Below are 24,071 nucleotides of genomic sequence, written 5' to 3' on the forward strand. Positions count from 1 at the left end.
TACGACCAGCAGTAGGATCGGCACCATGAGCAGTAGCAGGAAGTACTCGATCAGCCTGCCTGAGGACCTAGCCGAGGCCGTACGCGCCCACGTCGGACCCGGCGGCTTCTCCGCCTACGTCGCCGAAGCCCTCGAACAACGGGTCGCCATGGACAAACTCCGGGAGATCGTCACCGACTTCGAGACCGACAATGACGCGCTCACCCGCGAGGAGGTCGAGGCCGCCCGCGCGCTGCTGCGCCATGACCACCGACAGGAGGGCGGGGCCGCCGCCTGATGCCCGGCACCCTGCTGCTCGACAGCGAAGGCCTCTCGAAGCTCTACCGCAAGGACCGTACCGTCGTGGCCATGGTGCAGGCGGCATCAGAAGAGGGCATCCGCGTGGCCACAAGCGCCATGACCACCCTTGAGGCCGACTACGAGCGTATCCACCCCGCCCGCATCAAATGGGTCCTCTCCCGCGTCGACGTTCGCGACGTCACCAAGGAGATCACCGACCAGGCCGCGGCCCTCCTGCACGCCCACCATCTCCACGGCCACAAATACGCCGTCGACGCCGCCTTCGCTGTCATCGCCCGCACCGCACCCCAGCCAGTCACCGTCCTCACTTCCGACCCGGAGGACCTGACGCTCCTCTGCGGCCCCGCCGTAGAGGTCGTCAAAGTCTGAAACGCCGGCTAGGACGCCGAGGAGTTCCGGCCCCCTTCGAGTTCTGCGGACTGCTGCGGACAGCAAGACGGCTGGCCCGCGTCCTCGCAGGTCAGGCCGCCTCTGGGCGCGGGATCAGACGTTGAAGCGGAATCTCCGATACGGAGCTTCCACCTGCGGAAACACGATTCTCGCAAGCCTCATCCAGCACCGATCCAGCACGGTGCGAGGTCACCCAGCACATCCAGCGCCCGAGACGGCGACGGCGACGGCGACAAGGAATCTGCCCACCGCCACCCGACCGAGGACACCCTGAGCTGGTAGGCGGTGAGGGGGCAGGACCACCTTCCGAGCGTAAGCGCACGATCAGCTGGCGGATATCCCTCATGACGCGGGAGGTTCAACTTCCTGCGAACAAGGGCCAGATCGACGCGCCACTTGGATGAGGTCAGAATCGGCTTCGAGACCATCGACCGGACACACCCGTGCCACCTCCGAGTTCAGTCGAGCTTCTCGAACGCCGGCCTCGGTGCGATGATGGGGGTGCGCTTTTCATTGATATTGAGCCAGGTCGGAGCTTCCACCGACATGAGCTTACGGTCAACAGCAATCAGATTCTGCTGCGCGGCTTCGTTCAGGGCGTCAAGTATATCGATCACCTTCACCTTCCCATACTTCTCCAGCTGCGCCTGGATCTTCTGAGCCTTCGCACTCGGCTTATAATAATAGGGTGCACGATCATGTCTGCCAACCGCCAGAATCGCTTCAGCAACCGCCTCATACGCATCGTTAAACAAACCCATGAAGCCGTCCGGGTCCGGCAGTGCAATCAGATGGAGATTTTTCCACCTCTGATATCCCGCCGGAAGGTCCAGGGCCTGTGGAACAATCGCCACTCGGAGCCCATTTCCATCTTCGAGTTGATGCCAATTACTCTTGATGGTCGCGGCGGCGAACCGCGCCTTCTCCGTACTACTTAGGAACAGGTCGGTCTTCCATACCTTCTTGATCCGTTCCCGCAGATCAGGTTCGGCGGCGACACCGCGAGCAGCGATCGGCACCCAGGATCCAAATGCGAACGGGCGCCCTGACTCATCAGGCAACAACACCGCATCACCACTCGCGTTGTTGACGACGGCCTCAGTGAATCCGAGATGGCGTGCACGCTCGCGCCCGAACATCAGAGACGTCGGCCTGTCCAAGTTAGCGAATGCCCTAGGGCTCACCTTTCTGAGCGCTTCGCTGACCAGATCGGTAACGCGTGGTTCGCCACCGACAATCGCTTCGTGAACGGCCCACTCAAACCCATCCCCGCGGGACCCCTTGTCGCGATGGAGGCGAGCTAGCTTAGCGAGCTGTCAAAACGTGTCATCAACGCGATCGCAGTTGAGGTCCTCGAGATCCGCTTGCGACAATTCATCAAAATGAGCTCTCAGATTTGATCGCGACACTGCGTAAAGAGCGCGACCGTACTCATCAGCTGGTTCGGCCTGACTAAGGAAGGTGACATCAGCCATTCAGCAGCTCCTATTTTCGCCATACGAGAGGTTTAACCGGAACTCAGCTACATTAGAGTTGAACGTCGAACACAGGGATCCCGCGTTCGAAAATTGGGGTTTAAAAGTAGTCCTCAGCACCGAAGAGACGCCCCAGCACACCGGGCACTCACCGATCAGTAGTGATACCGGGCAGCGAGGATGACGATCTCCTCACCCGTCACCAAATAGATGAGGCGGTGTTCTTCGTCGATCCGCCGCGACCAGGCTCCAGGCAGGTGATACTTCAGCGGCTCCGGCTTGCCGATGCCCGTGAAGGGGTCACGTCTGACATCTTCGATGAGCTTGTTGATCCGGGCGAGCATCTTGCGGTCGCTCTTGAGCCAGGACGTGTAGTCCTCCCAGCCCTGATCCTCGAAGACAAGCCTCACGCGGCACCCGCACCCGCGTCCGGCGACTCGGGATCGATCAGCTCACGCTCCGACACATTGATGTGAGACAGAGCGTTCTCGTAAGCCTTGAGCAGCCGCCGTGCGTTCGCCGGCGAGCGCAGGAGGTAGGAGCCCTCACGCAGCGCCGCGTAATCCTCGGCCGAAACAAGCACCGCGTTGCCGTGCTTGGAGACGATCTCGATGGCTTCATGGTTCTCGTTGACCTTTTTGATCAACGGAAACAGTTCCTTGCGGGCTTCACTCGCGGTCATGGACATGACTTCAACTCTCCCATCAAGTGGTACTGAATAACGTACCACTCTTGGTTCCGTCCGAGAGGGGAAACGGCTGATGATCGATCAGCTGATCCAGCACCCATCCAGCACGGGGAAAGACCAGGAGCCCACCTCCGGAGAAGTGGGCCCCATCTGACCTGCTGGTTTACCACGTCAGCGACGTGGTGTCATTTCATCCGCTCAGACGTTGAAGCGGAACTCCACCACGTCGCCGTCCTGCATGACGTAGTCCTTGCCCTCCATGCGGGCCTTGCCCTTGGCGCGGGCCTCGGCGACCGAGCCCGTCTCGACCAGGTCGTCGAAGGAGATGACCTCGGCCTTGATGAAGCCCTTCTGGAAGTCGGTGTGGATGACACCGGCGGCCTCGGGGGCGGTGGCGCCCTTCTTGATGGTCCAGGCGCGGGATTCCTTGGGGCCGGCCGTCAGGTAGGTCTGCAGGCCGAGGGTGCGGAAGCCGACGTGGGCGAGGGTGGCGAGGCCGGGCTCTTCCTGACCGACGGACTGGAGGAGCTCCAGGGCCTCGTCCTCGTCCAGCTCGGCGAGGTCCGCCTCCAGCTTGGCGTTGAGGAAGATCGCCTCGGCGGGGGCGACCAGGGCGCGCTGCTCGTTCTTGAAGTCCTCGTCGGTCAGCTCGTCCTCGTCGACGTTGAAGACGTAGAGGAAGGGCTTCGTCGTGAGGAGGTGCAGGTCGTGGAGGAGCTCGGCGCGCTCGCTGCCCTGGACCACGCCGTGGGCGAAGAGCGTGTCGCCCTTCTCCAGGATCTCCTTGGCCTCCTCGACGGCCTTGACCTTCGGCGCGACGTCCTTCTTGATCCGCGACTCCTTCTGGAGGCGGGGCAGGACCTTCTCGATGGTCTGCAGGTCGGCGAGGATCAGCTCGGTGTTGATCGTCTCGATGTCGTCCTTGGGCGAGACCTTGCCGTCGACGTGGACGACGTTCTCGTCCTTGAAGGCGCGGATGACCTGGCAGATCGCGTCGGACTCGCGGATGTTGGCGAGGAACTTGTTGCCCAGGCCCTCGCCCTCGCTCGCGCCGCGCACGATGCCCGCGATGTCGACGAAGTCGACGGTGGCCGGGAGGACCTTCTCGGAGGAGAAGATCTCGGCCAGCTTCGTCAGGCGCGGGTCGGGGACGCCCACGACGCCGACGTTGGGCTCGATCGTGGCGAACGGGTAGTTGGCCGCGAGCACGTCGTTCTTGGTCAGGGCGTTGAAAAGGGTCGACTTGCCGACATTCGGCAGACCGACGATTCCGATCGTGAGCGACACGTTGCGACTTCCCGTACGTGAGGATGCGGAGGGCAGGCCAGGCAGGGCCGATCCACCAGTCTACGGGGTGTCCGGTATCGGCCGCGCCGCATGTCGAACGCCTGCCCGGGTACCGTCCCACGGCGTGTCAGTCGGCCTATTCGGCACATAAACCGACCTAAGTTGGTGCAGTGGAGCAACACAGGACGCGACCTGCGCAGTACGGACCGCGACGGGACCGGGCGCCGCTGCCCCCGCAGGGGCGGGGAGCGGGCGGCGTCCCGGCGAGAGAGCCGGTCCGGCCCGTCGTGCCGAACGCGGGCGGCGGCGTGCGCCGCCCGGCGGGAAGGCCAGGGGCGGCAGGGACGGCGGGCTCCCGGCCGTCCGGGCCGGGGACGCCGGTGCCGCCCCTGCTGCGGGCCGTACGGCTCCTGCGGCGGGTGCGTGACATTCCCAATCCGCGGCTGACCGGCCTGGGCAGCGGTCTGTTCTGCACGGCGGTGATGACCGTGCTGGGATTCCTGGACGCGTTGCTGTTCGGCGGGTCCCTGACGGTGTACGGCGTGCTGTTCCTGCCGGTGTGCGTGCTCACGGCGTGCTGGGTGCACCGGGGTGACCTGCTGACCGCGCCCGTCGTCGTGCCGATCGCCTTCGCCGCGGGACTGGTGACCGTCACCGACGGCGGCACCGGCCTCGGGGACCGGCTGATGGGACTGGTGACCGCGCTGGCCACCGAGGCCGGGTGGCTGTACGGCGGGACGCTGATCGCCGGGGCGATCGTGATCACCCGGCGGGTCCGGCTGGTACGGCGCCGGACCGCCCCGTCCGCCCCGTCCGCCCGGACCGCCCCGTCCGCCCGGATCCCCCGGGCCGGCCGGTCGGCCCAGTCCGTCCAGTCCGCCCGGAGCCCTCAGAGCCCCCAGGCCGGCCGGGGCCCCCGGGCCGCCAGGAACCCTCAGGCCGCCCGGGGCCGGCCGACGACGTGAAGACCGCGGACGAAACCGGCCAGGACGAGACCGGCCGGGACGTGACGGCCGCCTGGCACCGCCCCGAAGCGGCGGCCGCGGGGCGGTGTCCGCCCCGGACCGACGGCCGGCGCGGCCCGGCGGTCAGCCCGCCGCGCGCATCGCCGCCCCCACGATGCCCGCGTTGTTCTGCAACTGCGCCGGGACGATCTCGGCCCGGACGCCCTCGATGCGGTGCAGGAACTTGGCGGACTTGCGGCTGACCCCGCCGCCGATGATGAACAGCTCCGGGGAGAACAGCATCTCGACGTGGGCGAGGTACTTCTGCACCCGCCCGGCCCACTGCTCCCACGACAGGTCGTGGTCGTCCTTGGCCTTGCTGGAGGCCCGCTTCTCCGCCTCGTGCCCGTCCAGCTCGAGGTGGCCGAGCTCGGTGTTGGGCACGAGGACGCCGTCGGTGAACACGGCGCTGCCGATGCCCGTGCCGAAGGTGAGCAGGACGACCGTGCCCCGCCGGCCGCGGCCGGCGCCGAAGTGCATCTCGGCGACGCCCGCCGCGTCGGCGTCGTTGACGACCGTCACCTCGAGCCCGCCCAGCCGCTCGCCGAACAGGGCCCGGGCGTCCGTGTCGATCCAGCTCCTGTCGACGTTGGCCGCCGTACGGACCGTCGCGCCGTCGGTGACGACGCCGGGGAAGGTGAGTCCGACCGGGCCCCTCCACCCGAAGTGGTCCACGACCTGCTTCACCCCGTCGGCCACCCCGTCCGGGGTCGCCGGGTGCGGGGTGAGCACCTTGTGGCGTTCCTGGGCCAGGTCGCCTCTGTCGAGGTCCACGGGGGCGCCCTTGATCCCGGATCCGCCGATGTCCACGCCGAAGATCTGCATGGCTCCACGTTACGACGGGCCACCGACCGTCACACGGCTCGGTGGCCCGGACGCTCACTCCCCCGCCGTACCGGATCCGCCCCGCTCGGCGACCAGCGCGGCGGCCTCCTCGCGCAGGTCGCGGCGGAGCTCCTTGGGCAGCGAGAAGGTGATGGACTCCTCGGCGGCCTTGACGATCTCCACGTCCTCGAAGCCGCGCTGCGCGAGCCACTCCAGGACCTGCTCGACCAGCACCTCCGGGACGGAGGCGCCGGAGGTGACGCCGACCGTAGTCACGCCCTCCAGCCAGGCCTCGTCGATCTCGTCGGCGAAGTCCACCAGGTACGCGTCGCGCGCGCCGGCCTGCTTGGCGACCTCGACGAGCCGCTTGGAGTTGGAGGAGTTGCGGGAGCCGACGACGATCACCAGGTCGGCCTCGGCGCCCATCTGCTTGACGGCGAGCTGGCGGTTCTGCGTGGCGTAGCAGATGTCGTCGCTCGGCGGGGAGACGAGCTGCGGGAACTTCTCCTTGAGCGCGTCGACGGTCTCCATCGTCTCGTCGACGGAGAGGGTGGTCTGCGACAGCCACACCACCTTCGACGGGTCGCGGACCTCGACCTTCGCGACGTCCTCGGGGCCGTCGACGAGCTGGATGTGGTCGGGGGCCTCGCCGGAGGTGCCGATGACCTCCTCGTGGCCCTCGTGGCCGATCAGGAGGATGTCGTAGTCGTCATTGGCGAAGCGGACGGCTTCCTTGTGCACCTTGGTGACGAGGGGGCAGGTGGCGTCGATGGTGGCGAGCCTGCCGCGCTCGGCCTCCTCGTGGACGACGGGGGCCACGCCGTGCGCGGAGAACATGACGATGTTCCCCGGCGGGACCTCCTCCGTCTGCTCGACGAAGATGGCGCCCTTCTTCTCCAGGGTCTGGACGACGTACTTGTTGTGGACGATCTCGTGCCGGACGTAGACGGGGGCCCCGTACTGCTCCAGGGCCTTCTCGACGGCGATCACGGCGCGGTCCACACCCGCGCAGTAGCCACGGGGGGCGGCGAGCAGGACACGGCGGCCAGGCGAAGCGGTCATGGGCCCATCGTACGGCCGCGTTCGGCGGGTCAGAGATCGCGTGGGCGCGGCGTCGCCGGGGAGACTGACGGGGACGCCGACGGGGACCCCTGCGGGGAGGGCCCCGGGCACAGTCCGAGGCACAGGTGCGATGCGCTGGCGGAGGCACGATGTCCGAGACCGGTACGACGGCCCGGGGGACCGGTGGGGAACACCGGCTGAAGCGCAGTCTGGGCTTCCGGGACCTGGTGGTCTACGGGCTGCTGTTCATCGCGCCGATGGCGCCGGTCGGCGTCTTCGGCACGCTGGACGCCAAGTCGCACGGCGCGGTGGCGCTCGTGTACCTGATCGCCACGGTCGCGATGGCGTTCACCGCGTTCAGCTACGCCCAGATGGTGCGGGTGGTGCCGCAGGCGGGGTCGGTGTTCGCCTACGCGCGCGTGGGGCTCGGCGACGGGGCCGGTTTCGTCGCCGGGTGGATGGCGATGCTGGACTACGTCCTGATCCCGGCGGTGGCCTACCTGTTCTCCGGCATCGCCATGGAGGCGCTGGTGCCTCAGGTGTCGCGGTGGGTGTGGACGGCGCTCGCGGTGGTCGTCACGACGGCGCTGAACCTGTGGGGGGTGCGGACGGCGGCCCGGGTGGGCTTCCTGGTGCTCGCCCTGGAGATCGTGGTCCTGCTGGTGTTCGTGGTGGCGGCGGTCGTGGTCCTGGCGCGTGACGGGGCCGAGCGGGGCTGGCTGTCGCCGCTGTCGGGGGACGGGTCGCAGGGGGCGTTCGCGCTGTCGGCGGTGGTGGGCGCGGTGTCGGTGGCGGTGCTGTCGTACCTGGGCTTCGACGCGATCGCGACGTTCGCGGAGGAGGTGACCGGCGGGTCGGCGAAGGTGGCGCGGGCGCTGCTGTTCTGTCTGGCGCTGGCGGGTGTGCTGTTCGTGGCGCAGACGTACCTGGTGGCGCTGCTGGAGCCGGTGTCGTCGGCGCGGCTGGCGGCGGAGCCGGAGCGGCAGGGGTCGGCTTTCTACGACGCGGTGGACTCGTCCGTGGGGACGTGGCTGCACGACCTGGTGGCGGTGAGCAAGGCGATCGGCGCGGCGTTCGCGGCGCTGGCCGGGCAGGCGGCGGCCGGGCGGCTGCTGTTCGCGATGGGCCGCGAGAGGCGGCTGCCGGGGGCGCTGGCGCGCACGGACGGCGGGGTGCCGCGGGTGGCGCTGCTGGTGGCGGCCGTGATCACGCTGGTCGCGGCGGTGTGGGCGGCACGGCGTGACGACGGCCTCGACCATCTGGTGTCGGTGGTGGACGTCGGCGCGCTGACCGCGTTCACGCTGCTGCACGCGAGCGTGGTGGGCTGGTTCGCGGTGCGGCGCCGCGGGGGGCCGGTGAGCTGGTGGCGGCATGTGCTGGTGCCGGCGGCCGGCGCGGCGATCACGGTCGCGGTGATCGTGGAGGCGTCGGGGACCGCGCAGGTGGTGGGGGCGGTCTGGCTGGCGGCCGGCCTGGTGGTCCTGGCCGCGCAGGCGCGCGGGAGGAACACGGCGGGGACGTGAGGCGTGGCCGCCCGTGGGGGCACGACGAACGGGTACGAGGGCGGCGTGTCCGGGCGGGGGCCGTTGTCGTACCCGGCCGTTACGCTCGGGCGCATGGCTGCGAACACGTCACCCGAAGCTCCCCTGCCCGTCGGCGAGGTGTCACGGCTGATCGGGGGCTGGATCGACCGGCTCGGCGCGGTGTGGGTCGAGGGGCAGATCACGCAGTTGTCGCGGCGCCCCGGCGCGGGGGTCGTGTTCCTGACACTGCGCGACCCGTCGTACGACATCTCCGTGAGCGTGACCTGCTACCGGCAGGTGTTCGACGCGGTGGCGGACGTGGTCGGCGAGGGTGCCCGCGTCGTCGTGCACGCCAAGCCGGAGTGGTACGCGCCGCGCGGGCAGCTGTCGTTGCGGGCGGCCGAGATCAAGCCGGTGGGTGTCGGGGAGCTGCTGGCGCGGCTGGAGCAGCTGAAGAAGTCGCTCGCGCGCGAGGGGCTGTTCGCGCCGGAGCGGAAGAAGCCGCTGCCGTTCCTGCCGCAGCTGATCGGCCTGGTGTGCGGGCGGGCGTCGGCGGCCGAGCGGGACGTGCTGGAGAACGCCCGCAGCCGCTGGCCGGCCGTCCGCTTCGAGGTGCGCAACGTGCCCGTGCAGGGGGTGCACGCGGTGCCGCAGGTGGTGCAGGCGGTGAAGGAGCTGGACGCGAGGGACGACGTGGACGTCATCGTCGTCGCGCGCGGCGGCGGCAGCGTGGAGGACCTGCTGCCGTTCTCCGACGAGCAACTGGTGCGCGCGGTCGCCGCGTGCCGCACGCCGGTCGTCTCGGCGATCGGGCACGAGCCGGACAGCCCGCTGCTGGACCTCGTAGCCGATCTGCGCGCCTCCACGCCGACCGACGCCGCGAAGAAGGTGGTGCCGGACGTGGGCGAGGAGTACGAGCGGGTGCGGCAGCTGCGGGACCGGGCGCGGCGGTGCGTGGCGGCGTTCGTCGACCGGGAGGAGCGGGGGCTGGCGCACGCGCTGGCCCGGCCGTCGATCCAGGATCCGCACCGGATGGTCGACGAGCGGGCCGGGCAGGTGACGGCCCTGCTGGAGCGGGGCCGCCGTTCCCTGCGGCACCAGCTCGACCGGGCCGACTCCGAGCTGACGCACACGCACGCGCGCGTGGTGGCCCTCTCCCCCGCCGCGACGCTCGAGCGCGGGTACGCCGTGCTGCAGCGGTCCGACGGGCAGGCGGTGCGGGATCCCGCCGAGGTGGAGCCGGGCGAGACGCTGCGCGCACGCGTGTCCGAGGGTGATTTCTCCGTACGAGTCGACGCATAGGGTGAGTGGATGACCAGCGAGGTGGAGCAGGCCGCGGCCGTGTCCGAGGCGCTCGGGTACGAGCAGGCGCGGGACGAGCTGATCGAGGTCGTACGGCGGCTGGAGGCCGGCGGTACGACGCTGGAGGAGTCCCTCGCCCTGTGGGAGCGGGGCGAGGAGCTGGCGAAGGTGTGCCGGCGGTGGCTGGACGGAGCCCGGGCCCGCCTGGACGCGGCACTGGCGGAGGAGAACGGGCCGGAGGACGGTGACGGGGACGGGGACGGGGACGCGTAGCGCCGCGTCACCCGCCACCGCCCGCTCCCGCCTCCGTCCGCTCCCGCCTCCGTCCGCCGGGTCCCGCTTTCCGCGGGGCCCGGCGTCCTACTTTCCGCTGTCCTCGGCGAGGGTGTGGGCGACGAGCGCGTTGGCGTGCCCGTGGCCCAGTCCGTGCTCGGTCTTGAGCCAGGCGACGAGCTCCATGTGCCTGCCGAGCGGCGAGGAGCGGATGAGGTCCTTCCACTCCGCGACCGGGCGGCCGTACTTCTTCTCGATCGACGGGAAGTAGGAGGCGGGGCCCTTCACGGTGCTGTCGGTCGTCATGCCGGTGTGCTCCCTCGGTCCGTTGTGCGAGCGGTGGTGTGTTGTCCTGCGCCCGGTATGACTGCGGGCGGCGGGCGGAATGATCGCCCGCGCCCCGCGACCTGCGTCACTCTCCCGCCGCCCCTCGGCGCGGACCGTCCCGCACGGCAGCGGCCGTCGAGGCCCGCGCCCTTCGCCCCGGGAAAGGCGTGAGACGGGTCACCGGACGGACCCCTTTGGTTGAACCTTGAACTTCCCTGGCGTAACGTCGTCCCTGTCAACGGCCCCGCGCCCCCGCGCGGGCCGACGCACGTCACCAGGAAGTTCACGCATGTCTCTCGTTCTCGACCCCGCCGCTCAGGACCTGCTGTTCCGTGAGGCCCGCACCGCGAACACCTTCACCGACGAGCCGGTGACCGACGAGCAGGTGCAGGCGATCTACGACCTGGTCAAGTACGGCCCGACCGCCTTCAACCAGTCCCCGCTGCGCATCACGCTGGTCCGCTCCCCCGAGGCCCGCGAGCGCCTGGTGCAGCACATGGCCGAGGGCAACCGGCCCAAGACCGCCGCCGCCCCGCTGGTCGCGATCCTGTCGGCCGACAACGAGTTCCACGAGGAGCTGCCGCAGCTCTTCCCGCACTTCCCCGAGGCCAAGGACGCCTTCTTCAGCGAGCGCCCGGTCCGCGAGAGCGCCGCCCTGCTGAACGCCTCCCTGCAGGCCGCGTACTTCATCGTCGGCGTCCGCGCCGCGGGTCTCGCCGCCGGCCCGATGACCGGTCTCGACTTCGAGGGCGTCCGCAAGGAGTTCCTGGACGACGACCACACCCCGCTGATGGTCGTCAACATCGGCCGCCCCGGCCCGGACGCCTGGTTCCCGCGCTCCCCGCGCCTGGCGTACGAGCAGGTCGTCACCACCGTCTGAGGTACGGCCCACGCGCACGACGAAGGCCCCGGCTCGCTCGAGCCGGGGCCTTCGTCCTTCTCACCCGCAAGAGCCGCGGGCGCTCACTGCGTCCTCAGCGCCGCCGCCATGTCGGCCAGCTGCGCGAACGACCCCGTGCCCGCCACGACGGTCGTCGCGCCCTTCCCGCCGTCCATGCCCTCGAGCACCAGGGCGTCGTACCGGCCGCCCTCGTACCGGGTCCACGTGCGGCCGCCGATCTCCTCGGTGACGTCGGTCTTCCGCCCGCCCTGGCTGGCCTCCTCGATGAAGGCGGACGGCTTCTGGGTGGACTGCTCGACCGCGACGTACTCGCCGTCGGGAGCGCGGAAGCCCAGGTGCCACGCGTCGAACTCGTCACCGCGGAACCGGACCGAGGTCGGCTTCCAGTCGCCGGACAGCCCCTCGGGCGCGGCCACCGGATACGGGGCGGCACGGCGCGCGGTGAGCAGCTCGACCCGGTAGTCGACCCGCTTGATGTCGGGCTCCCCGCTGTCGTCGTGCGGGATGAAGAACCACATCACCATCCCCACGAGCACGATGACCCCCAGGGAGAGGACCATGTCCCGGGCCGTCTTCTGCTTGCCTTTCGTACCTGCCACGCCCCTATCGTCGCAGGTCCCCGATCCGCTCATCCGTGGGGTCCCCTGCTCATTTTGTCGGACTGGCGATAGAGTGCGGCCCATACCCTCATCCGGCCGTCGTCGTATCAGAAAGGTGCGCTCCGATGACCGAGCATCATCATCTGCCGTCCGAACTGGACGTCCCCTCCGAGGCCCCCGACCGCAACCTCGCCCTGGAACTCGTGCGGGTCACCGAGGCCGCGGCGATGGCCGCCGGCCGCTGGGTCGGGCGCGGTGACAAGAACGGTGCCGACGGTGCCGCGGTCCGCGCCATGCGCACCCTCGTCTCCACCGTCTCGATGAACGGCGTCGTCGTCATCGGCGAGGGCGAGAAGGACGAGGCCCCGATGCTCTACAACGGGGAGCACGTCGGCGACGGGACCGGGGCCGAGGTCGACATCGCCGTCGACCCGATCGACGGGACCACGCTCACCGCCAAGGGCATGAGCAACGCCATCGCCGTGCTGGCCGCCGCCGAGCGCGGCTCCATGTTCGACCCGTCGGCCGTGTTCTACATGGACAAGCTGGTCACCGGTCCCGAGGCCGCCGACTTCGTCGACATCGACGCGCCCGTCTCCGTGAACATCCGCCGGGTCGCCAAGGCCAAGCGGCGCACCCCCGAGGACGTCACGGTCGTCATCCTCGACCGGCCCCGGCACCAGGACCTGATCAAGGAGGTCCGGGACACCGGCGCCCGGATCAAGCTGATCTCCGACGGCGACGTGGCCGGCTCCATCCTGGCGCTGCGCGAGGGCACCGGCATCGACCTGCTGCTCGGCATCGGCGGCACGCCCGAGGGCATCATCTCGGCCTGCGCCGTGAAGTGTCTCGGCGGCACCATCCAGGGCAAGCTGTGGCCCAAGGACGACGAGGAACGGCAGCGCGCGATCGACGCCGGGCACGACCTGGACCGGGTGCTGACCACCGACGACCTGGTCTCCGGGGACAACGTCTTCTTCGTCGCGACCGGCATCACCGACGGCGAGCTGCTGCGCGGGGTGCGCTACCGGTCCGAGACGGCGACCACCGACTCGATCGTGATGCGGTCGAAGTCGGGCACGGTGCGGCGGATCGACTCCGAGCACCGGCTGAGCAAGCTGCGGGCGTACAGCGCGATCGACTTCGACCGGGCGAAGTGACTCCGTCGGTGTCGCGGAGTGCCCGTCGGAGCGGGGATGCCCGTCGGAGCGGGGATGCCTGTCGGAGCGGGGATGCCTGTCGGAGCGGGGGTGCCCGTCCGACGGCGGGTGCGGGTTCGTGGTGGCCGGTCGCGCCCGCGCGGGCCCAGGACGTGAGAAGGCCGTGTCCCTGAGCCGGCCGTCCTGGCCGGCGTGACAAAGGGCGCCCCCTGTGCGGAGGGGGCGCCCTTTGTCGTGTCCGGGGTCAGCCGGCCGCGGCTATGCGGTCCGCCGGCGTGCGGGGGGTCTTCTTCAGTTCCAGGTCGCGGCGGCGACGGCGGGCCAGGACCACCCGGCGCTCGGCGGCGGTGAGGCCGCCCCAGACGCCGTAGGGCTCGGGCTGCAGGAGCGCGTGTTCGCGGCACTCGACCATGACCGGGCAGCGGGCGCACACGCGCTTGGCCGCCTCCTCGCGGGAGAGCCGGGCGGCGGTGGGTTCCTTGGAGGGTGCGAAGAACAGTCCGGCCTCGTCGCGGCGGCACACCGCCTCGGTGTGCCACGGAGCGTCTTGGTCCCTGTCCCGCACGGGCACCCGCTGGGCCGGAACGGCGGCTACCTGCAGGGACGAAGGCGGCGGTTGCAGCACGGTCTACTCCTGACGACGGCTTCGCGAGCGAGAGACGATGCGTCAGGCTTACCCGCTGTGCGCGCGCCTATGCACTGGGTTTCCCACCGCAACAGCCGCCGCGCTACAGGTGCTTGCGCAAACCGTGCTCGATCCTGCGCTGCACCCGGTCGAGGATGTCCGCGACGAACCTGCCGCGCCGGGGACGCGCCTCGATGCTGCCCAGCACCGCCCAGCCGTCCACGTAGACGACCGGGGCCTCGGCCTCCTCCGAGTCGAGGGTGGCCACCTCGAAGCTGCCGAGCACACCGCCGCCCGTACCGCGCAGCGACACGTTCTCCGGGACGCGCACGTCGACGCTGCCGCAGACGGAGAACGCCTTGATCACGACCTGCCGGTGCTCGAAGACCGCCTCGCTGAGGTCGATCTCGACGCTGCCGAAGACCGCGTACGCGTGGATACGGCGGCCCGCGCGCCGACGGCCCTTGCGGACGGCGCTGCTGAACACCGCCACCACGTTCTCGTCGGGATCCGCGGGGACGGCGGTGGGGCGGTGCGGGGCGGGGGCGGCGGCGCCCCGCCCGGCGTGCGCGGCGGGCAGGTCGCGCACGAACACGTCCAGCTCTCCGACCGTCTTGGCGGCCAGCACGCCCTCCACGCGCTCGGCGTGCTCCTCGGCGGTCAGCCGCCCCTCGGCGAGGGCGTCGCGCAGCATGTCGGCGATGCGGTCACGGTCGGCGTCCGAGGCGCGCAGCTCGGTGACGCGTGTCACCGGGCCGCTCGCCTCCTGCTGTCGGTCGTGCTTCTGGAGATCCACCGCACCAGCATAGCGAAACGCGATAGATCGCGACTAGGGGTGCGACCGGTCTTGTCACGGTCCGTCCGGAGACCGTTCCGGGGCCGTTCGGGGGCCGTTCCGGGATCGACCCGGGGTCCCCTCCCGCCTACTGAGCCTTACCTCACAAGCTCGTCGCACCGGGCAGGTTCTACGCTGGTGGACGCTGCCAATGGAGGCCAGCCGTCGTTGCTGAGGAATCCAGCCGCGCGTGATGCCGAGTGAGGAATGGGCGAGATGCCTGAGTTCGCGTACACCGATCTGCTCCCCCAGGGAGAGGACACCACCCCCTACCGGCTGGTGACCTCCGAAGGTGTCTCCACCTTCGAGGCCGACGGGCGGACCTTCCTCAAGGTGGAGCCCGAGGCGCTGCGCAAGCTGGCCGAGGAGGCCGTCCACGACATCCAGCACTACCTGCGCCCCGCCCACCTGGCGCAGCTGCGCCGCATCATCGACGACCCCGAGGCGTCGGGCAACGACAAGTTCGTGGCGCTGGACCTGCTGAAGAACGCCAACATCGCGGCGGCGGGCGTGCTGCCCATGTGCCAGGACACCGGCACGGCGATCGTCATGGGCAAGCGCGGCCAGAACGTGCTGACGGCCGGCCGTGACGAGGAGGCCCTGAGCCGGGGCATCTACGACGCCTACCAGAACCTGAACCTGCGCTACTCGCAGATGGCTCCGCTCACCATGTGGGAGGAGAAGAACACCGGCTCCAACCTCCCGGCCCAGATCGAGCTGTACGCGACCGACGGCGACGCCTACAAGTTCCTGTTCATGGCGAAGGGCGGCGGCTCGGCCAACAAGTCGTTCCTGTACCAGGAGACGAAGGCCGTCCTGAACGAGGCCTCCATGATGAAGTTCCTGGAGGAGAAGATCCGCTCGCTCGGTACGGCCGCCTGCCCGCCGTACCACCTGGCGATCGTGGTCGGCGGCACGTCGGCCGAGTACGCGCTGAAGACCGCGAAGTACGCCTCCGCGCACTACCTGGACGAGATCCCCTCCGAGGGTTCCGAGCTCGGGCACGGCTTCCGGGACAAGGAGCTGGAGGAGAAGGTCTTCGAGCTGACGCAGAAGATCGGCATCGGCGCGCAGTTCGGCGGCAAGTACTTCTGCCACGACGTGCGCGTGGTGCGGCTGCCGCGGCACGGGGCGTCCTGCCCGGTCGCCATCGCGGTGTCCTGCTCCGCCGACCGGCAGGCCGTCGCGAAGATCACCGCCGAGGGCGTCTTCCTGGAGCAGCTGGAGACCGACCCGGCGCGGTTCCTGCCGGAGACGACGGACGAGCAGCTCGACGCCGACGGTGACGTCGTGAAGATCGACCTCAACCAGCCGATGGACGCCATCCTCGCCGAGCTGACCAAGTACCCGGTCAAGACCCGGCTGTCGCTGACCGGCCCGCTGGTCGTGGCGCGCGACATCGCGCACGCCAAGATCAAGGAGCGGCTGGACGCGGGCGAGGAGATGCCGCAGTACCTGAAGGACCACCCGGTGTACTACGCGGGTCCGGCGAAGACGCCGGAGGGGTACGCCTCCGGGTCCTTCGGTCCGACCACGGCCGGGCGGATGGACTCCTACGTGGAGCAGTTCCAGGCGGCGGGCGGCTCCAGGGTGATGCTGGCCAAGGGCAACCGGAGCAAGCAGGTCACCGACGCGTGCGCCGCGCACGGCGGCTTCTACCTCGGCTCCATCGGCGGGCCGGCGGCGCGGCTCGCGCAGGACTGCATCAAGAAGGTCGAGGTCGTCGAGTACGAGGAGCTCGGCATGGAGGCGGTCTGGAAGATCGAGGTCGAGGACTTCCCGGCGTTCATCGTCGTCGACGACAAGGGCAACGACTTCTTCCAGGACCCGGCGCCGGCGCCGACCTTCACGTCCATTCCGGTACGCGGTCCCGGACTCGCCTGATCAGGGGCGGTGACGATTCACCTCCACGGGGAACAGTGGTCCCGGTCCGGACGCTGTGACACGTGGAGGTGATCGTCGATGGCCGACGAACAGGGCAGGACCGGGTACCGCACCGAGCACGACTCCATGGGCGAGGTACGCGTCCCCGCCCACGCCAAGTGGCGGGCGCAGACGCAGCGCGCGGTGGAGAACTTCCCGGTGTCCGGGCAGCGCATCGAGCGCGCGCACATCGAGGCGCTGGCCCGGATCAAGGGCGCCGCCGCCAAGGTCAACGCCGAGCTGGGGGTCCTGGACGAGGAGATCGCCGGCGCGATCCGGGCGGCGGCCGACGAGGTCGCCGAGGGGAAGTGGGACGAGCACTTCCCCGTGGACGTGTTCCAGACGGGTTCGGGGACCTCGTCGAACATGAACGCCAACGAGGTCATCGCCACCCTCGCCGGTGAGCGGCTCGGCCGGGACGTGCACCCCAACGACCACGTCAACGCCTCCCAGTCGTCCAACGACGTCTTCCCGTCCTCGATCCACATCGCCGCGACCGCCGCCGTCACCCGGGACCTGATCCCGGCCCTCGACCACCTCGCCGCCGCGCTGGAGCGCAAGGCGGAGGAGTTCGCCGACGTGGTGAAGTCGGGGCGTACGCACCTGATGGACGCCACCCCGGTGACCCTGGGCCAGGAGTTCGGCGGGTACGCGGCCCAGGTGCGGTACGGCATCGAGCGGCTGAACGCGTCGCTGCCCCGGCTCGCCGAGCTGCCGCTGGGCGGCACCGCGGTGGGCACCGGCATCAACACCCCGCCAGGTTTCGCCGCCGCCGTCATCGAGGAGGTGGCCCGTGCGACCGGGCTGCCGCTGACCGAGGCGCGCGACCACTTCGAGGCGCAGGGCGCGCGGGACGGCATCGTCGAGACCAGCGGGCAGCTGCGGACCGTCGCCGTCGGGCTGACGAAGATCGCGAACGATCTGCGGTGGATGGCGTCGGGGCCGCGGACCGGGCTCGCGGAGATCGCGCTGCCCGACCTGCAGCCGGGGTCGTCCATCATGCCGGGCAAGGTCAACCCGGTGATCCCGGAGGCCGTGCTCATGGTCGCCGCGCAGGTCACCGGCAACGACGCGACCGTCGCCGCCGCCGGGGCGGCCGGCAACTTCGAGCTCAACGTCATGCTGCCGGTCATCGCCAAGAACGTGCTGGAGTCGGTGCGGCTGCTGGCGAACGTCTCGCGGCTGCTGGCCGACCGGACCGTCGACGGCATCACCGCGAACCGCGAACGGGCCCGTGAGTACGCCGAGTCCTCGCCGTCCGTGGTCACGCCGCTCAACAAGTACCTCGGGTACGAGGAGGCCGCCAAGGTCGCCAAGAAGGCGCTGGCCGAGCGGAAGACGATCCGTCAGGCGGTGCTGGAGGGCGGGTACGTCGAGCGCGGCGACCTGACGGGCGAGCAGCTGGACGAGGCGCTGGACGTGCTGCGGATGACCCGTCCCTGAGGCGGGCCTCCCGCGATCACCCCCGCATCGGATGGCCGGGCCACCTAATATCTCTCCATGGCAGACGGTGAGACGGTGAACGCGGCGGCACGGGCGGGCGGTGCGGACGTCCCGGCGGGGTTCTGGGAGCCCGGCACGCACATTCTGTGGCGGTACCGGGAGAACGGCGGACGGCACATCCACATCGCCCGCCCCGTCACCGTCGTACGGGACGACGCGGAGCTGCTCGCCGTGTGGCTGGCGCCCGGCACCGAGTGCGTGCGGCCGGTGCTCGCCGACGGCACGCCCGTGCACCTGGAGCCGCTGGCGTCGCGCTACACCAAACCGCGCGCCGTGCAGCGGGACCGCTGGTCCGGCACCGGTGTGCTGAAGCTGGCGCGGCCCGGTGAGCCCTGGTCGGTGTGGCTGTTCTGGGAGCGGGGCTGGCGGTTCAAGAACTGGTACGTGAACCTGGAGGAGCCGCTGGCCCGCTGGGCGGGCGGCGTCGACTCGGAGGACCACTTCCTGGACATCTCCGTGCACCCGGACCGCAGTTGGCACTGGCGGGACGAGGACGAGTTCGCACAGGCCCGGCAGGACCGGCTGGTGGACGACCGGCTCGCCGAACGGGTGCGCGCGGCGGGACGTGCCGCGGTCGCGGGGATACGCGCCTGGGGCTCCCCCTACACGGACGGCTGGGAACAGTGGCGCCCCGACCCGTCCTGGACGGTACCGTCACTCCCCGGGGACTGGGATCGCACGCCCGCGCATGTGTCCTCGTGAGACCCTTGATGCGCCCCCGGGCAGGAAACGTAGGATCGTCCTCCGCAACGGTGCGGGGCGGCAACCGGCGGCGCCCGTACTGTGCTTGACCGAACGTCACCGAGGGGCGGCAGCACGTGAGCGAGGGGTACGGCGACAGGACCGCCACAGGCCGCGGACGGCCCGCCCACAGCACAGGAACAGCCTCTGACCACGCGGAAATCCCGTTCCCGGGGCGCGCATCGCGGGTATCGGGATTTCTGCGGGACGGACTGCGCGCGCCGCGCGCAGTCCCGGACGGATGGATTCGACACGCGTGACGGAGTACCCGACCTCCTTCGGACGCCCCCCGACGGGCGCCGACCCCACGGATCCCCGCGGGGCGTTCCCGCGTGGCACCGTGCCGCCGCGGGCCCCCGAGTCCGCCTTACCCGCACAGGGGCACGCCGGGGAGCCGCCGCCCGTACCCGGCACGGCCGCCTTCGAGCACTCGCAGCCGGGCGCGGACCACGCCGCCGGGCCCGACACCCACCGTCCGCGGCCCGCCGCCGAGGGCGTCCCCGTGCAGCCGGGCGGGGCTCCGGCGGGGCAGGGCGGCCGGGGCGCGTCCCCGGTGCCGGACCGCCGTACCGGGCGGCCCGTCGTGCCGGGACGGCCCACGCCCATGCGGCGGGACGGGGACCGGCTGCGCTTCGTCGGCGCGGCGACCCGGCGGATCGCCCGGGGCATGGACCTGGACGAGATCGTGATGGGGCTGTGCCGGGCCACCGTGCCGACGTTCGCCGACGCCATCCTCGTCTATCTGCGCGAGCCGCTGCCGGTCGGGGACGAGCGGCCCACCGGTCCGCTGGTGCTGCGGCTGCGCCGTACCGACCGGATCCCGGCCGAGCGGGACGCCGAGGGCGGCTTCCTCGCGGCCGCGCAGGCCGAGGCGTCCGAGCTGGAGTCGGTCGGCTCCGAGCTGTGCGAGGTGCGTCCCGGCAGCGCGCTCGCCGAGGTGCTGCGCGGGGTACGTCCGGTGTTCACGGACACCCCCGCGGTCCGGGCCGCCCTGCCCGACCTGCTCGGTGACGGCGACGAGTTCACCGTGCCCGGGGACCGGCGGGCGATCCTGGCGCCGCTGCGCGGCCGGCGCCGGGTGATCGGGGCCGCCCTGTTCCTGCGCGGCCCGGAGCGCATCCCCTTCGAGGGCGAGGACCTGCTGGTGGCCGCCCAGCTCGCCACGCACAGCGCGCTCGGCGTCGACAAGGCGGTGCTGTACGGGCGCGAGGCATACATCGCCGACGAGCTGCAGCGCACGATGCTCCCGGAGAACCTGCCGCGCTGCACGGGCGTACGGCTGGCCTCCCGGTACCTGCCGGCCGCGGAGACGGCGCGGGTCGGCGGCGACTGGTACGACGCCATCCCGCTGCCCGGCAGCCGGGTCGCGCTGGTCGTCGGCGACGTCATGGGCCACTCGATGACGTCGGCGGCCATCATGGGCCAGCTGCGGACCACCGCGCAGACCCTGGCCGGCCTGGACCTGCCCCCGCAGGAGGTGCTGCACCACCTGGACGAGCAGGCGCAGCGGCTGGGCACCGACCGCATGGCGACCTGCCTGTACGCCGTGTACGACCCGGTCGCGCACCGCATCACCGTCGCCAACGCCGGCCATCCGCCGCCGGTCCTGCTCCACCTGGGCGGCCGGGCGGAGGTGCTGCGGGTGCCGGCCGGCGCCCCGATCGGGGTGGGCGGCGTGGACTTCGAGGCCGTGGAGCTGGACGCCCCGGCGGGCGCCACGCTGCTGCTCTACACCGACGGACTGGTCGAGTCCCGGCTGCGGGACGTGTGGACCGGCATAGAGCAGCTGCGGGAGCGCCTGGCGGCGACCGCTCAGCTGACCGGGCCGGACCATCCGCCGCCCCTGGAAGCCCTGTGCGACGAGGTGCTGGACATGCTCGGGCCGGGCGACCGGGACGACGACATCGCGCTGCTCGCCGCCCGCTTCGACGGCATCGCGCCCAGCGACGTGGCGTACTGGGAGCTGGAGCCCGAGGACAAGGCGCCCGGCCGGGCCCGGCAGCTGGCCCGGCGCGCGCTCGGCGACTGGGGCCTGCAGGAGCTGACGGACTCGGTGGAGCTGCTGGTCAGCGAGGTGGTGACCAACGCGGTGCGGTACGCCACGAAGCCGGTCACCCTGCGGCTGCTGCGCACGGACGTGCTGCGCTGCGAGGTCGGCGACGACGTGCCGCAGCTGCCGCGGCTGCGGCAGGCGCGCGCCACGGACGAGGGCGGGCGCGGGCTGTACCTGGTGAACCGGATGGCACGCCGCTGGGGCGCGACCCGGCTGAGCACCGGGAAGGTGGTCTGGTTCGAGCTGAACCACGGCTGAGCGGCGGTACGCGCGAGGGCGCCCGGTGCTCGCACCGGGCGCCCTCGCGTGTCCGGGCCGGCCGTCGGTCAGCCGGCTACTGGCCTACTGGCCCCACTGTCCGCCGTCCGGGAAGCCCGGTTCCTCGGACTCCGTGGTCTCCCCGTCCGTCGGCGGCTCGGTCGACGGGCTGCCCGACGGGGACATCGACGGGCTCTGCTCCGGCGGCTCGGTCGTCTCCTCCTGGGTCGGCGACTGGGACGTCGGCGACTGGGTCGGCGTCTCCTCCTCCTGCGTCGGCGTCTCGGACGGCGACTCGGAGGGCGAGGTGGAGGGCGACGGCGAGGTGCTGGGCTCGACCGCGGCGCCCTGCTTGGTCTCGAGGTCGAACTCCTCGGTCTCGTCCATCACGCCGAAGGTGTACGCGGCCCAGATCTGCGCCGGGAAGCCACCGCCGTTGACGCGGTGATCGACGCCGCCCGCCTTGTACATCGGGACCTGCGGGTGCGGTGCCTTGTCGTCCTCGCCGAACAGGCCCACCGAGGTGACCAGTCCGGGCGTGAAGCCGGTGAACCAGGCCGACTTGTTGTCGTCGGAGGTACCGGTCTTGCCGGCGACCTGCTGGCCGTCGCGCATCGGGTTGTCGCGCACGGACTTCTGGGCCGTACCGTCGTCGACCACGCCGGTCAGCACGGACGTCACCGTGTCGGCGGCCTCGCGGCTGATGACCTGGTCGCCGATCGGGTCGGGGAACTCGACCTGGCGGGAGTTGTGCTCGACCGACTTCACGACGGCCGGGGTGACCTTCTTGCCGTGGTTGTCGAGGGTGGCGTAGACGCCGGCCATCTCCAGGGGGCTCGCGCCCATACTGCCCAGGGTCTGGGCCGGCACGGCCTGCTCGCCCTCGGTGTCCATGCCGAGGTCGCCCGCGACCTTCATGACCTCGTCCATGCCGACGTCGATGCCCATCTGCGCGAAGACGGAGTTGACGGACTTGTTCATCGCGTCCTGGACGGTGATGTCGTCGTAGTCGATGTCGTCCTCGTTCGGGGGCGCGAAGCCGACCTCGCGGCCGTCGTCCATCACGGGGCGCCTGCTCGTGCCGTCGTAGACGGTGCTCGCCGTGATCGGCTCGCCGTCCTGGGTCTCGGCGTCCTGGTCGACGGCCGCGGCGAGGATCACCGGCTTGAAGGTGGAGGCGGGCTGGTAGTCGTCGCGGGTGGCGTTGTTCGTGTAGTGCTTCACGTAGTCCACGCCGCCGTACATCGCCACGACCGCGCCCGTCTTCGGGTCGACGGAGACGGCGCCGGCCTGGACGTCGGCGTCGACCGCGCGCTCGTCCGGGTCCAGCTTGCTGGTGAGCTGCTCCTTGACGGCCTTCTCCAGCGCCGCCTGCTTCTTCTTGTCGACGTTGAGGGTGATGGTCCAGCCGCCGGCCTCGACCATCGCCTCGGCCTGGTCCATGTCCTCGGCGGAGCCGCCGGCGACGAGCTGCTTCTTGAGGGCGGCGTTGGCCGCCTCGACCAGGTAGCCGGTCTGGCCCTCCATGCCGGGGACGGGCCTGGGCGCCTGGGGGACCGGGAACTTCATGGCCTGGCGGTCGGCCTCGCCCAGCCACTTCTGCTCGACCATGTTGTCCAGGACGTAGTTCCAGCGTTGCTGGACGAGCTTCTTGCCGTTGTCGCTGGCGATCGCCCAGTCGTACTGGTTGGGCGCCTGGAGCAGCGCGGCGAGGTAGGCGCCCTGCTCGAGGGTGAGGTCCTCGGCGTCGACGCGGTAGTAGGCCTGTGCGGCGGCCTGGATGCCGTAGGCGCCGCGGCCGTAGTAGCTGGTGTTGATGTAGCCGGCCAGGATGTAGTCCTTGGACTTCTCCCGGTCCAGCTTCAGCGAGATGACCAGTTCCTTCAGCTTGCGGCTGACCGTCTGGTCCTGGGTCAGGTAGTAGTTCTTGACGTACTGCTGGGTGATCGTCGAACCGCCCTGCGCGCCCTTGCCGGAGAGGGTGTTGAGCACGCCGCGCGCGGTGCCCCTGATGTCGACGCCGGAGTCCTTGTAGAAGGTCTTGTTCTCGGCGGCGACGAAGGCGCGCTGGATGTCCTTGGGGACCTTGGCCAGGTCGACGATCTCGCGGTTGTAGCCCTTGCGGGCCATGAGGGAGCCGTCGCTGTACTGGTAGACGTTGCCCTGTCGTCGGGCGTCGGCGTTGCCCTCGGGGATGTCGATCACCATGTAGAGCACGATGAAGGCGCCCATGCCGAGCAGGCAGAGGCCGAAGAAGGTGCCGAGGATCTTCTTCCAGGTGAACAGCCGGCGTATCAGGCTCCGGTCGGCCGCCGGTGACGAGCGGCGTCGGCTCGGCGCAGCGCGGCGGCCTCCGCGCTGACGCGCTCTTCTCTCTTCCGCTCGTCCCATGGATCCGATCCGCTCCGATTCGGTCGTATGTGCTCACCCGTCACACAGGTGCGCCGCTCAGGGTCAGCTCAGAAAGCTAACACCGGGACATATGACGAACGGCTACCGATCCGGCCCCGCAGGGACGTGAGAATCAGCACCCGCTCCGAAGGAACCGACGTACGAGCGGGGTCGAGGGTTGCCGCGGCCGAGTAAAGTGATATCACATAGATACGATTCGGCGATCGCCGAGGCTCGTTACGGAAGGCGGCGACGGTGTCCCACCCGATGACGACGCCCTCCGGGGACGGGGAGCCCGCCCGCCGGCCGCAGCGGCGCAAGCAGGTGCCGCTGCGACTGGACCCGCAGGTGTACGAGGCGCTGGCCCGGTGGGCGGGCGACGAAATGCGTTCGGCCAACGCCCAGATCGAGTTCCTGCTGCGCCGGGCCCTCGCGGAGGCCGGCCGTCTGCCCGGGGACGCCGGGCCCCTGCCCCGCCGGGGCCGCCCGCCGGGAGACGGCCCCGGGGACGGCCCGGGGGCGTGAGCCTCTCCGGCGCGACCGCGTGTGCGCGAAGACGCGGCCCCGTGTAGCAGAACCGTGACAAACGGCTCCGACCTGCGGGCCTCCCCCGCAGGTCATCGCAT

At 70.6% G+C, this 24,071-nt stretch carries 25 protein-coding genes; 13 read left to right on the forward strand and 12 right to left on the reverse strand.

Going from position 1 to position 24,071, the window contains the following annotated elements:
• Positions 1 to 25: 25 nt before the first annotated feature.
• Together ACFYOJ_RS03470 and ACFYOJ_RS03475 are read left to right on the forward strand one after the other, a co-directional pair.
• The gene (locus ACFYOJ_RS03470) at positions 26 to 277 is read left to right on the forward strand and encodes a hypothetical protein (RefSeq protein WP_356550589.1); all 252 of its coding nucleotides are present in this window, start codon (positions 26 to 28) and stop codon (positions 275 to 277) included.
• Positions 277 to 669: a DNA-binding protein gene (locus ACFYOJ_RS03475; protein WP_356550591.1), complete on the forward strand. Its 393-nt coding sequence runs from the start codon at positions 277 to 279 to the stop codon at positions 667 to 669. Before ACFYOJ_RS03470 ends, ACFYOJ_RS03475 begins: the two co-directional genes overlap by 1 nt.
• A 479-nt stretch (positions 670 to 1,148) precedes the next feature.
• On the opposite strand, the gene ACFYOJ_RS03480 is transcribed toward ACFYOJ_RS03475, so the two are convergent.
• The 5 genes from ACFYOJ_RS03480 to ychF form a co-directional block, all read right to left on the reverse strand.
• Complete coding sequence (locus ACFYOJ_RS03480) at positions 1,149 to 1,829, reverse strand: hypothetical protein (RefSeq protein ID WP_356550592.1); 681 nt, start codon at positions 1,827 to 1,829, stop codon at positions 1,149 to 1,151.
• A gap of 177 nt (positions 1,830 to 2,006) precedes the next feature.
• Positions 2,007 to 2,165, reverse strand: a complete 159-nt coding sequence (locus ACFYOJ_RS03485) for a hypothetical protein (RefSeq protein ID WP_356550594.1) — start codon at positions 2,163 to 2,165, stop codon at positions 2,007 to 2,009.
• Between the two features lie 155 nt (positions 2,166 to 2,320).
• On the reverse strand, positions 2,321 to 2,575 hold the full coding sequence (locus ACFYOJ_RS03490) for a Txe/YoeB family addiction module toxin (RefSeq protein ID WP_356550595.1): 255 nt from the start codon (positions 2,573 to 2,575) through the stop codon (positions 2,321 to 2,323).
• The gene (locus ACFYOJ_RS03495) at positions 2,572 to 2,853 is read right to left on the reverse strand and encodes a type II toxin-antitoxin system Phd/YefM family antitoxin (RefSeq protein WP_176163821.1); all 282 of its coding nucleotides are present in this window, start codon (positions 2,851 to 2,853) and stop codon (positions 2,572 to 2,574) included. The genes ACFYOJ_RS03490 and ACFYOJ_RS03495 overlap by 4 nt, the downstream gene beginning before the upstream one ends.
• Before the next feature lie 198 nt (positions 2,854 to 3,051).
• Positions 3,052 to 4,140, reverse strand: coding sequence for a redox-regulated ATPase YchF (ychF, locus tag ACFYOJ_RS03500; protein ID WP_356550598.1), 1,089 nt, complete (start codon positions 4,138 to 4,140; stop codon positions 3,052 to 3,054).
• Between the two features lie 380 nt (positions 4,141 to 4,520).
• Between ychF and ACFYOJ_RS03505 the strand changes: the two genes are divergently transcribed.
• Positions 4,521 to 5,105 (forward strand): DUF6542 domain-containing protein, encoded by a 585-nt coding sequence (locus ACFYOJ_RS03505; protein WP_388596123.1) that lies wholly within the window; start codon positions 4,521 to 4,523, stop codon positions 5,103 to 5,105.
• 123 nt (positions 5,106 to 5,228) lie between these two features.
• Here ACFYOJ_RS03505 and ppgK read toward each other — a convergent pair whose 3' ends face one another.
• Together ppgK and ACFYOJ_RS03515 are read right to left on the reverse strand one after the other, a co-directional pair.
• Entirely contained in the window at positions 5,229 to 5,969 is a 741-nt protein-coding gene (gene ppgK / locus ACFYOJ_RS03510; RefSeq protein ID WP_356550601.1) for a polyphosphate--glucose phosphotransferase, read from the reverse strand.
• Between the two features lie 54 nt (positions 5,970 to 6,023).
• Entirely contained in the window at positions 6,024 to 7,031 is a 1,008-nt protein-coding gene (locus ACFYOJ_RS03515) for a 4-hydroxy-3-methylbut-2-enyl diphosphate reductase (protein ID WP_356550603.1), read from the reverse strand.
• A gap of 149 nt (positions 7,032 to 7,180) precedes the next feature.
• Between ACFYOJ_RS03515 and ACFYOJ_RS03520 the strand changes: the two genes are divergently transcribed.
• The 3 genes from ACFYOJ_RS03520 (at position 7,181) to ACFYOJ_RS03530 (ending at position 10,129) form a co-directional block, all read left to right on the forward strand.
• On the forward strand, positions 7,181 to 8,554 hold the full coding sequence (locus tag ACFYOJ_RS03520) for an APC family permease (protein WP_356550605.1): 1,374 nt from the start codon (positions 7,181 to 7,183) through the stop codon (positions 8,552 to 8,554).
• Positions 8,555 to 8,647: 93 nt separating this feature from the next.
• Positions 8,648 to 9,856, forward strand: a complete 1,209-nt coding sequence (xseA, locus tag ACFYOJ_RS03525; protein ID WP_356550607.1) for an exodeoxyribonuclease VII large subunit — start codon at positions 8,648 to 8,650, stop codon at positions 9,854 to 9,856.
• Between the two features lie 9 nt (positions 9,857 to 9,865).
• A complete protein-coding gene (locus ACFYOJ_RS03530) occupies positions 9,866 to 10,129 on the forward strand; it encodes an exodeoxyribonuclease VII small subunit (protein ID WP_356550608.1) in 264 nt (87 codons plus the stop codon).
• Positions 10,130 to 10,216: 87 nt separating this feature from the next.
• Here ACFYOJ_RS03530 and ACFYOJ_RS03535 read toward each other — a convergent pair whose 3' ends face one another.
• Entirely contained in the window at positions 10,217 to 10,435 is a 219-nt protein-coding gene (locus ACFYOJ_RS03535) for a DUF4287 domain-containing protein (protein ID WP_356550610.1), read from the reverse strand.
• Positions 10,436 to 10,745: 310 nt separating this feature from the next.
• On the opposite strand from ACFYOJ_RS03535, the gene ACFYOJ_RS03540 reads away from it, so the two are divergent.
• Complete coding sequence (locus ACFYOJ_RS03540; protein WP_356550611.1) at positions 10,746 to 11,336, forward strand: malonic semialdehyde reductase; 591 nt, start codon at positions 10,746 to 10,748, stop codon at positions 11,334 to 11,336.
• A gap of 83 nt (positions 11,337 to 11,419) precedes the next feature.
• On the opposite strand, the gene ACFYOJ_RS03545 is transcribed toward ACFYOJ_RS03540, so the two are convergent.
• Positions 11,420 to 11,956, reverse strand: coding sequence for a DUF4245 domain-containing protein (locus tag ACFYOJ_RS03545; RefSeq protein ID WP_356550613.1), 537 nt, complete (start codon positions 11,954 to 11,956; stop codon positions 11,420 to 11,422).
• Positions 11,957 to 12,081: 125 nt separating this feature from the next.
• On the opposite strand from ACFYOJ_RS03545, the gene glpX reads away from it, so the two are divergent.
• Positions 12,082 to 13,116: a class II fructose-bisphosphatase gene (gene glpX / locus ACFYOJ_RS03550; RefSeq protein WP_356550614.1), complete on the forward strand. Its 1,035-nt coding sequence runs from the start codon at positions 12,082 to 12,084 to the stop codon at positions 13,114 to 13,116.
• A 244-nt stretch (positions 13,117 to 13,360) separates the two neighbouring features.
• On the opposite strand, the gene ACFYOJ_RS03555 is transcribed toward glpX, so the two are convergent.
• Positions 13,361 to 13,741 carry a WhiB family transcriptional regulator gene (locus ACFYOJ_RS03555; protein WP_356550616.1) on the reverse strand — a complete coding sequence of 127 codons (381 nt, stop codon included), beginning with the start codon at positions 13,739 to 13,741 and terminating at the stop codon, positions 13,361 to 13,363.
• A 103-nt stretch (positions 13,742 to 13,844) separates the two neighbouring features.
• Complete coding sequence (locus ACFYOJ_RS03560) at positions 13,845 to 14,537, reverse strand: DUF1707 domain-containing protein (RefSeq protein WP_356550617.1); 693 nt, start codon at positions 14,535 to 14,537, stop codon at positions 13,845 to 13,847.
• A gap of 246 nt (positions 14,538 to 14,783) precedes the next feature.
• Here ACFYOJ_RS03560 and ACFYOJ_RS03565 point away from each other — a divergent pair, with 246 nt between their 5' ends.
• The 4 genes from ACFYOJ_RS03565 to ACFYOJ_RS03580 all read left to right on the forward strand — a co-directional run bounded on the left by ACFYOJ_RS03565 (position 14,784) and on the right by ACFYOJ_RS03580 (position 21,054).
• Positions 14,784 to 16,460: a fumarate hydratase gene (locus tag ACFYOJ_RS03565; protein WP_356550618.1), complete on the forward strand. Its 1,677-nt coding sequence runs from the start codon at positions 14,784 to 14,786 to the stop codon at positions 16,458 to 16,460.
• Positions 16,461 to 16,538: 78 nt separating this feature from the next.
• A complete protein-coding gene (locus ACFYOJ_RS03570; protein WP_356550620.1) occupies positions 16,539 to 17,942 on the forward strand; it encodes a class II fumarate hydratase in 1,404 nt (467 codons plus the stop codon).
• A gap of 57 nt (positions 17,943 to 17,999) precedes the next feature.
• A complete protein-coding gene (locus ACFYOJ_RS03575; RefSeq protein ID WP_356550621.1) occupies positions 18,000 to 18,704 on the forward strand; it encodes a DUF402 domain-containing protein in 705 nt (234 codons plus the stop codon).
• Positions 18,705 to 18,984: 280 nt separating this feature from the next.
• The gene (locus tag ACFYOJ_RS03580) at positions 18,985 to 21,054 is read left to right on the forward strand and encodes a SpoIIE family protein phosphatase (RefSeq protein WP_356550623.1); all 2,070 of its coding nucleotides are present in this window, start codon (positions 18,985 to 18,987) and stop codon (positions 21,052 to 21,054) included.
• A gap of 84 nt (positions 21,055 to 21,138) precedes the next feature.
• On the opposite strand, the gene ACFYOJ_RS03585 is transcribed toward ACFYOJ_RS03580, so the two are convergent.
• Positions 21,139 to 23,445: a transglycosylase domain-containing protein gene (locus tag ACFYOJ_RS03585; RefSeq protein WP_356550624.1), complete on the reverse strand. Its 2,307-nt coding sequence runs from the start codon at positions 23,443 to 23,445 to the stop codon at positions 21,139 to 21,141.
• Positions 23,446 to 23,712: 267 nt separating this feature from the next.
• Between ACFYOJ_RS03585 and ACFYOJ_RS03590 the strand changes: the two genes are divergently transcribed.
• The gene (locus ACFYOJ_RS03590; protein ID WP_356550626.1) at positions 23,713 to 23,970 is read left to right on the forward strand and encodes a hypothetical protein; all 258 of its coding nucleotides are present in this window, start codon (positions 23,713 to 23,715) and stop codon (positions 23,968 to 23,970) included.
• The last annotated feature ends 101 nt before the right edge of the window (positions 23,971 to 24,071 follow it).

The organism is Streptomyces sp. NPDC006384, from assembly GCF_042870695.1.
GTDB lineage: Bacteria > Actinomycetota > Actinomycetes > Streptomycetales > Streptomycetaceae > Streptomyces.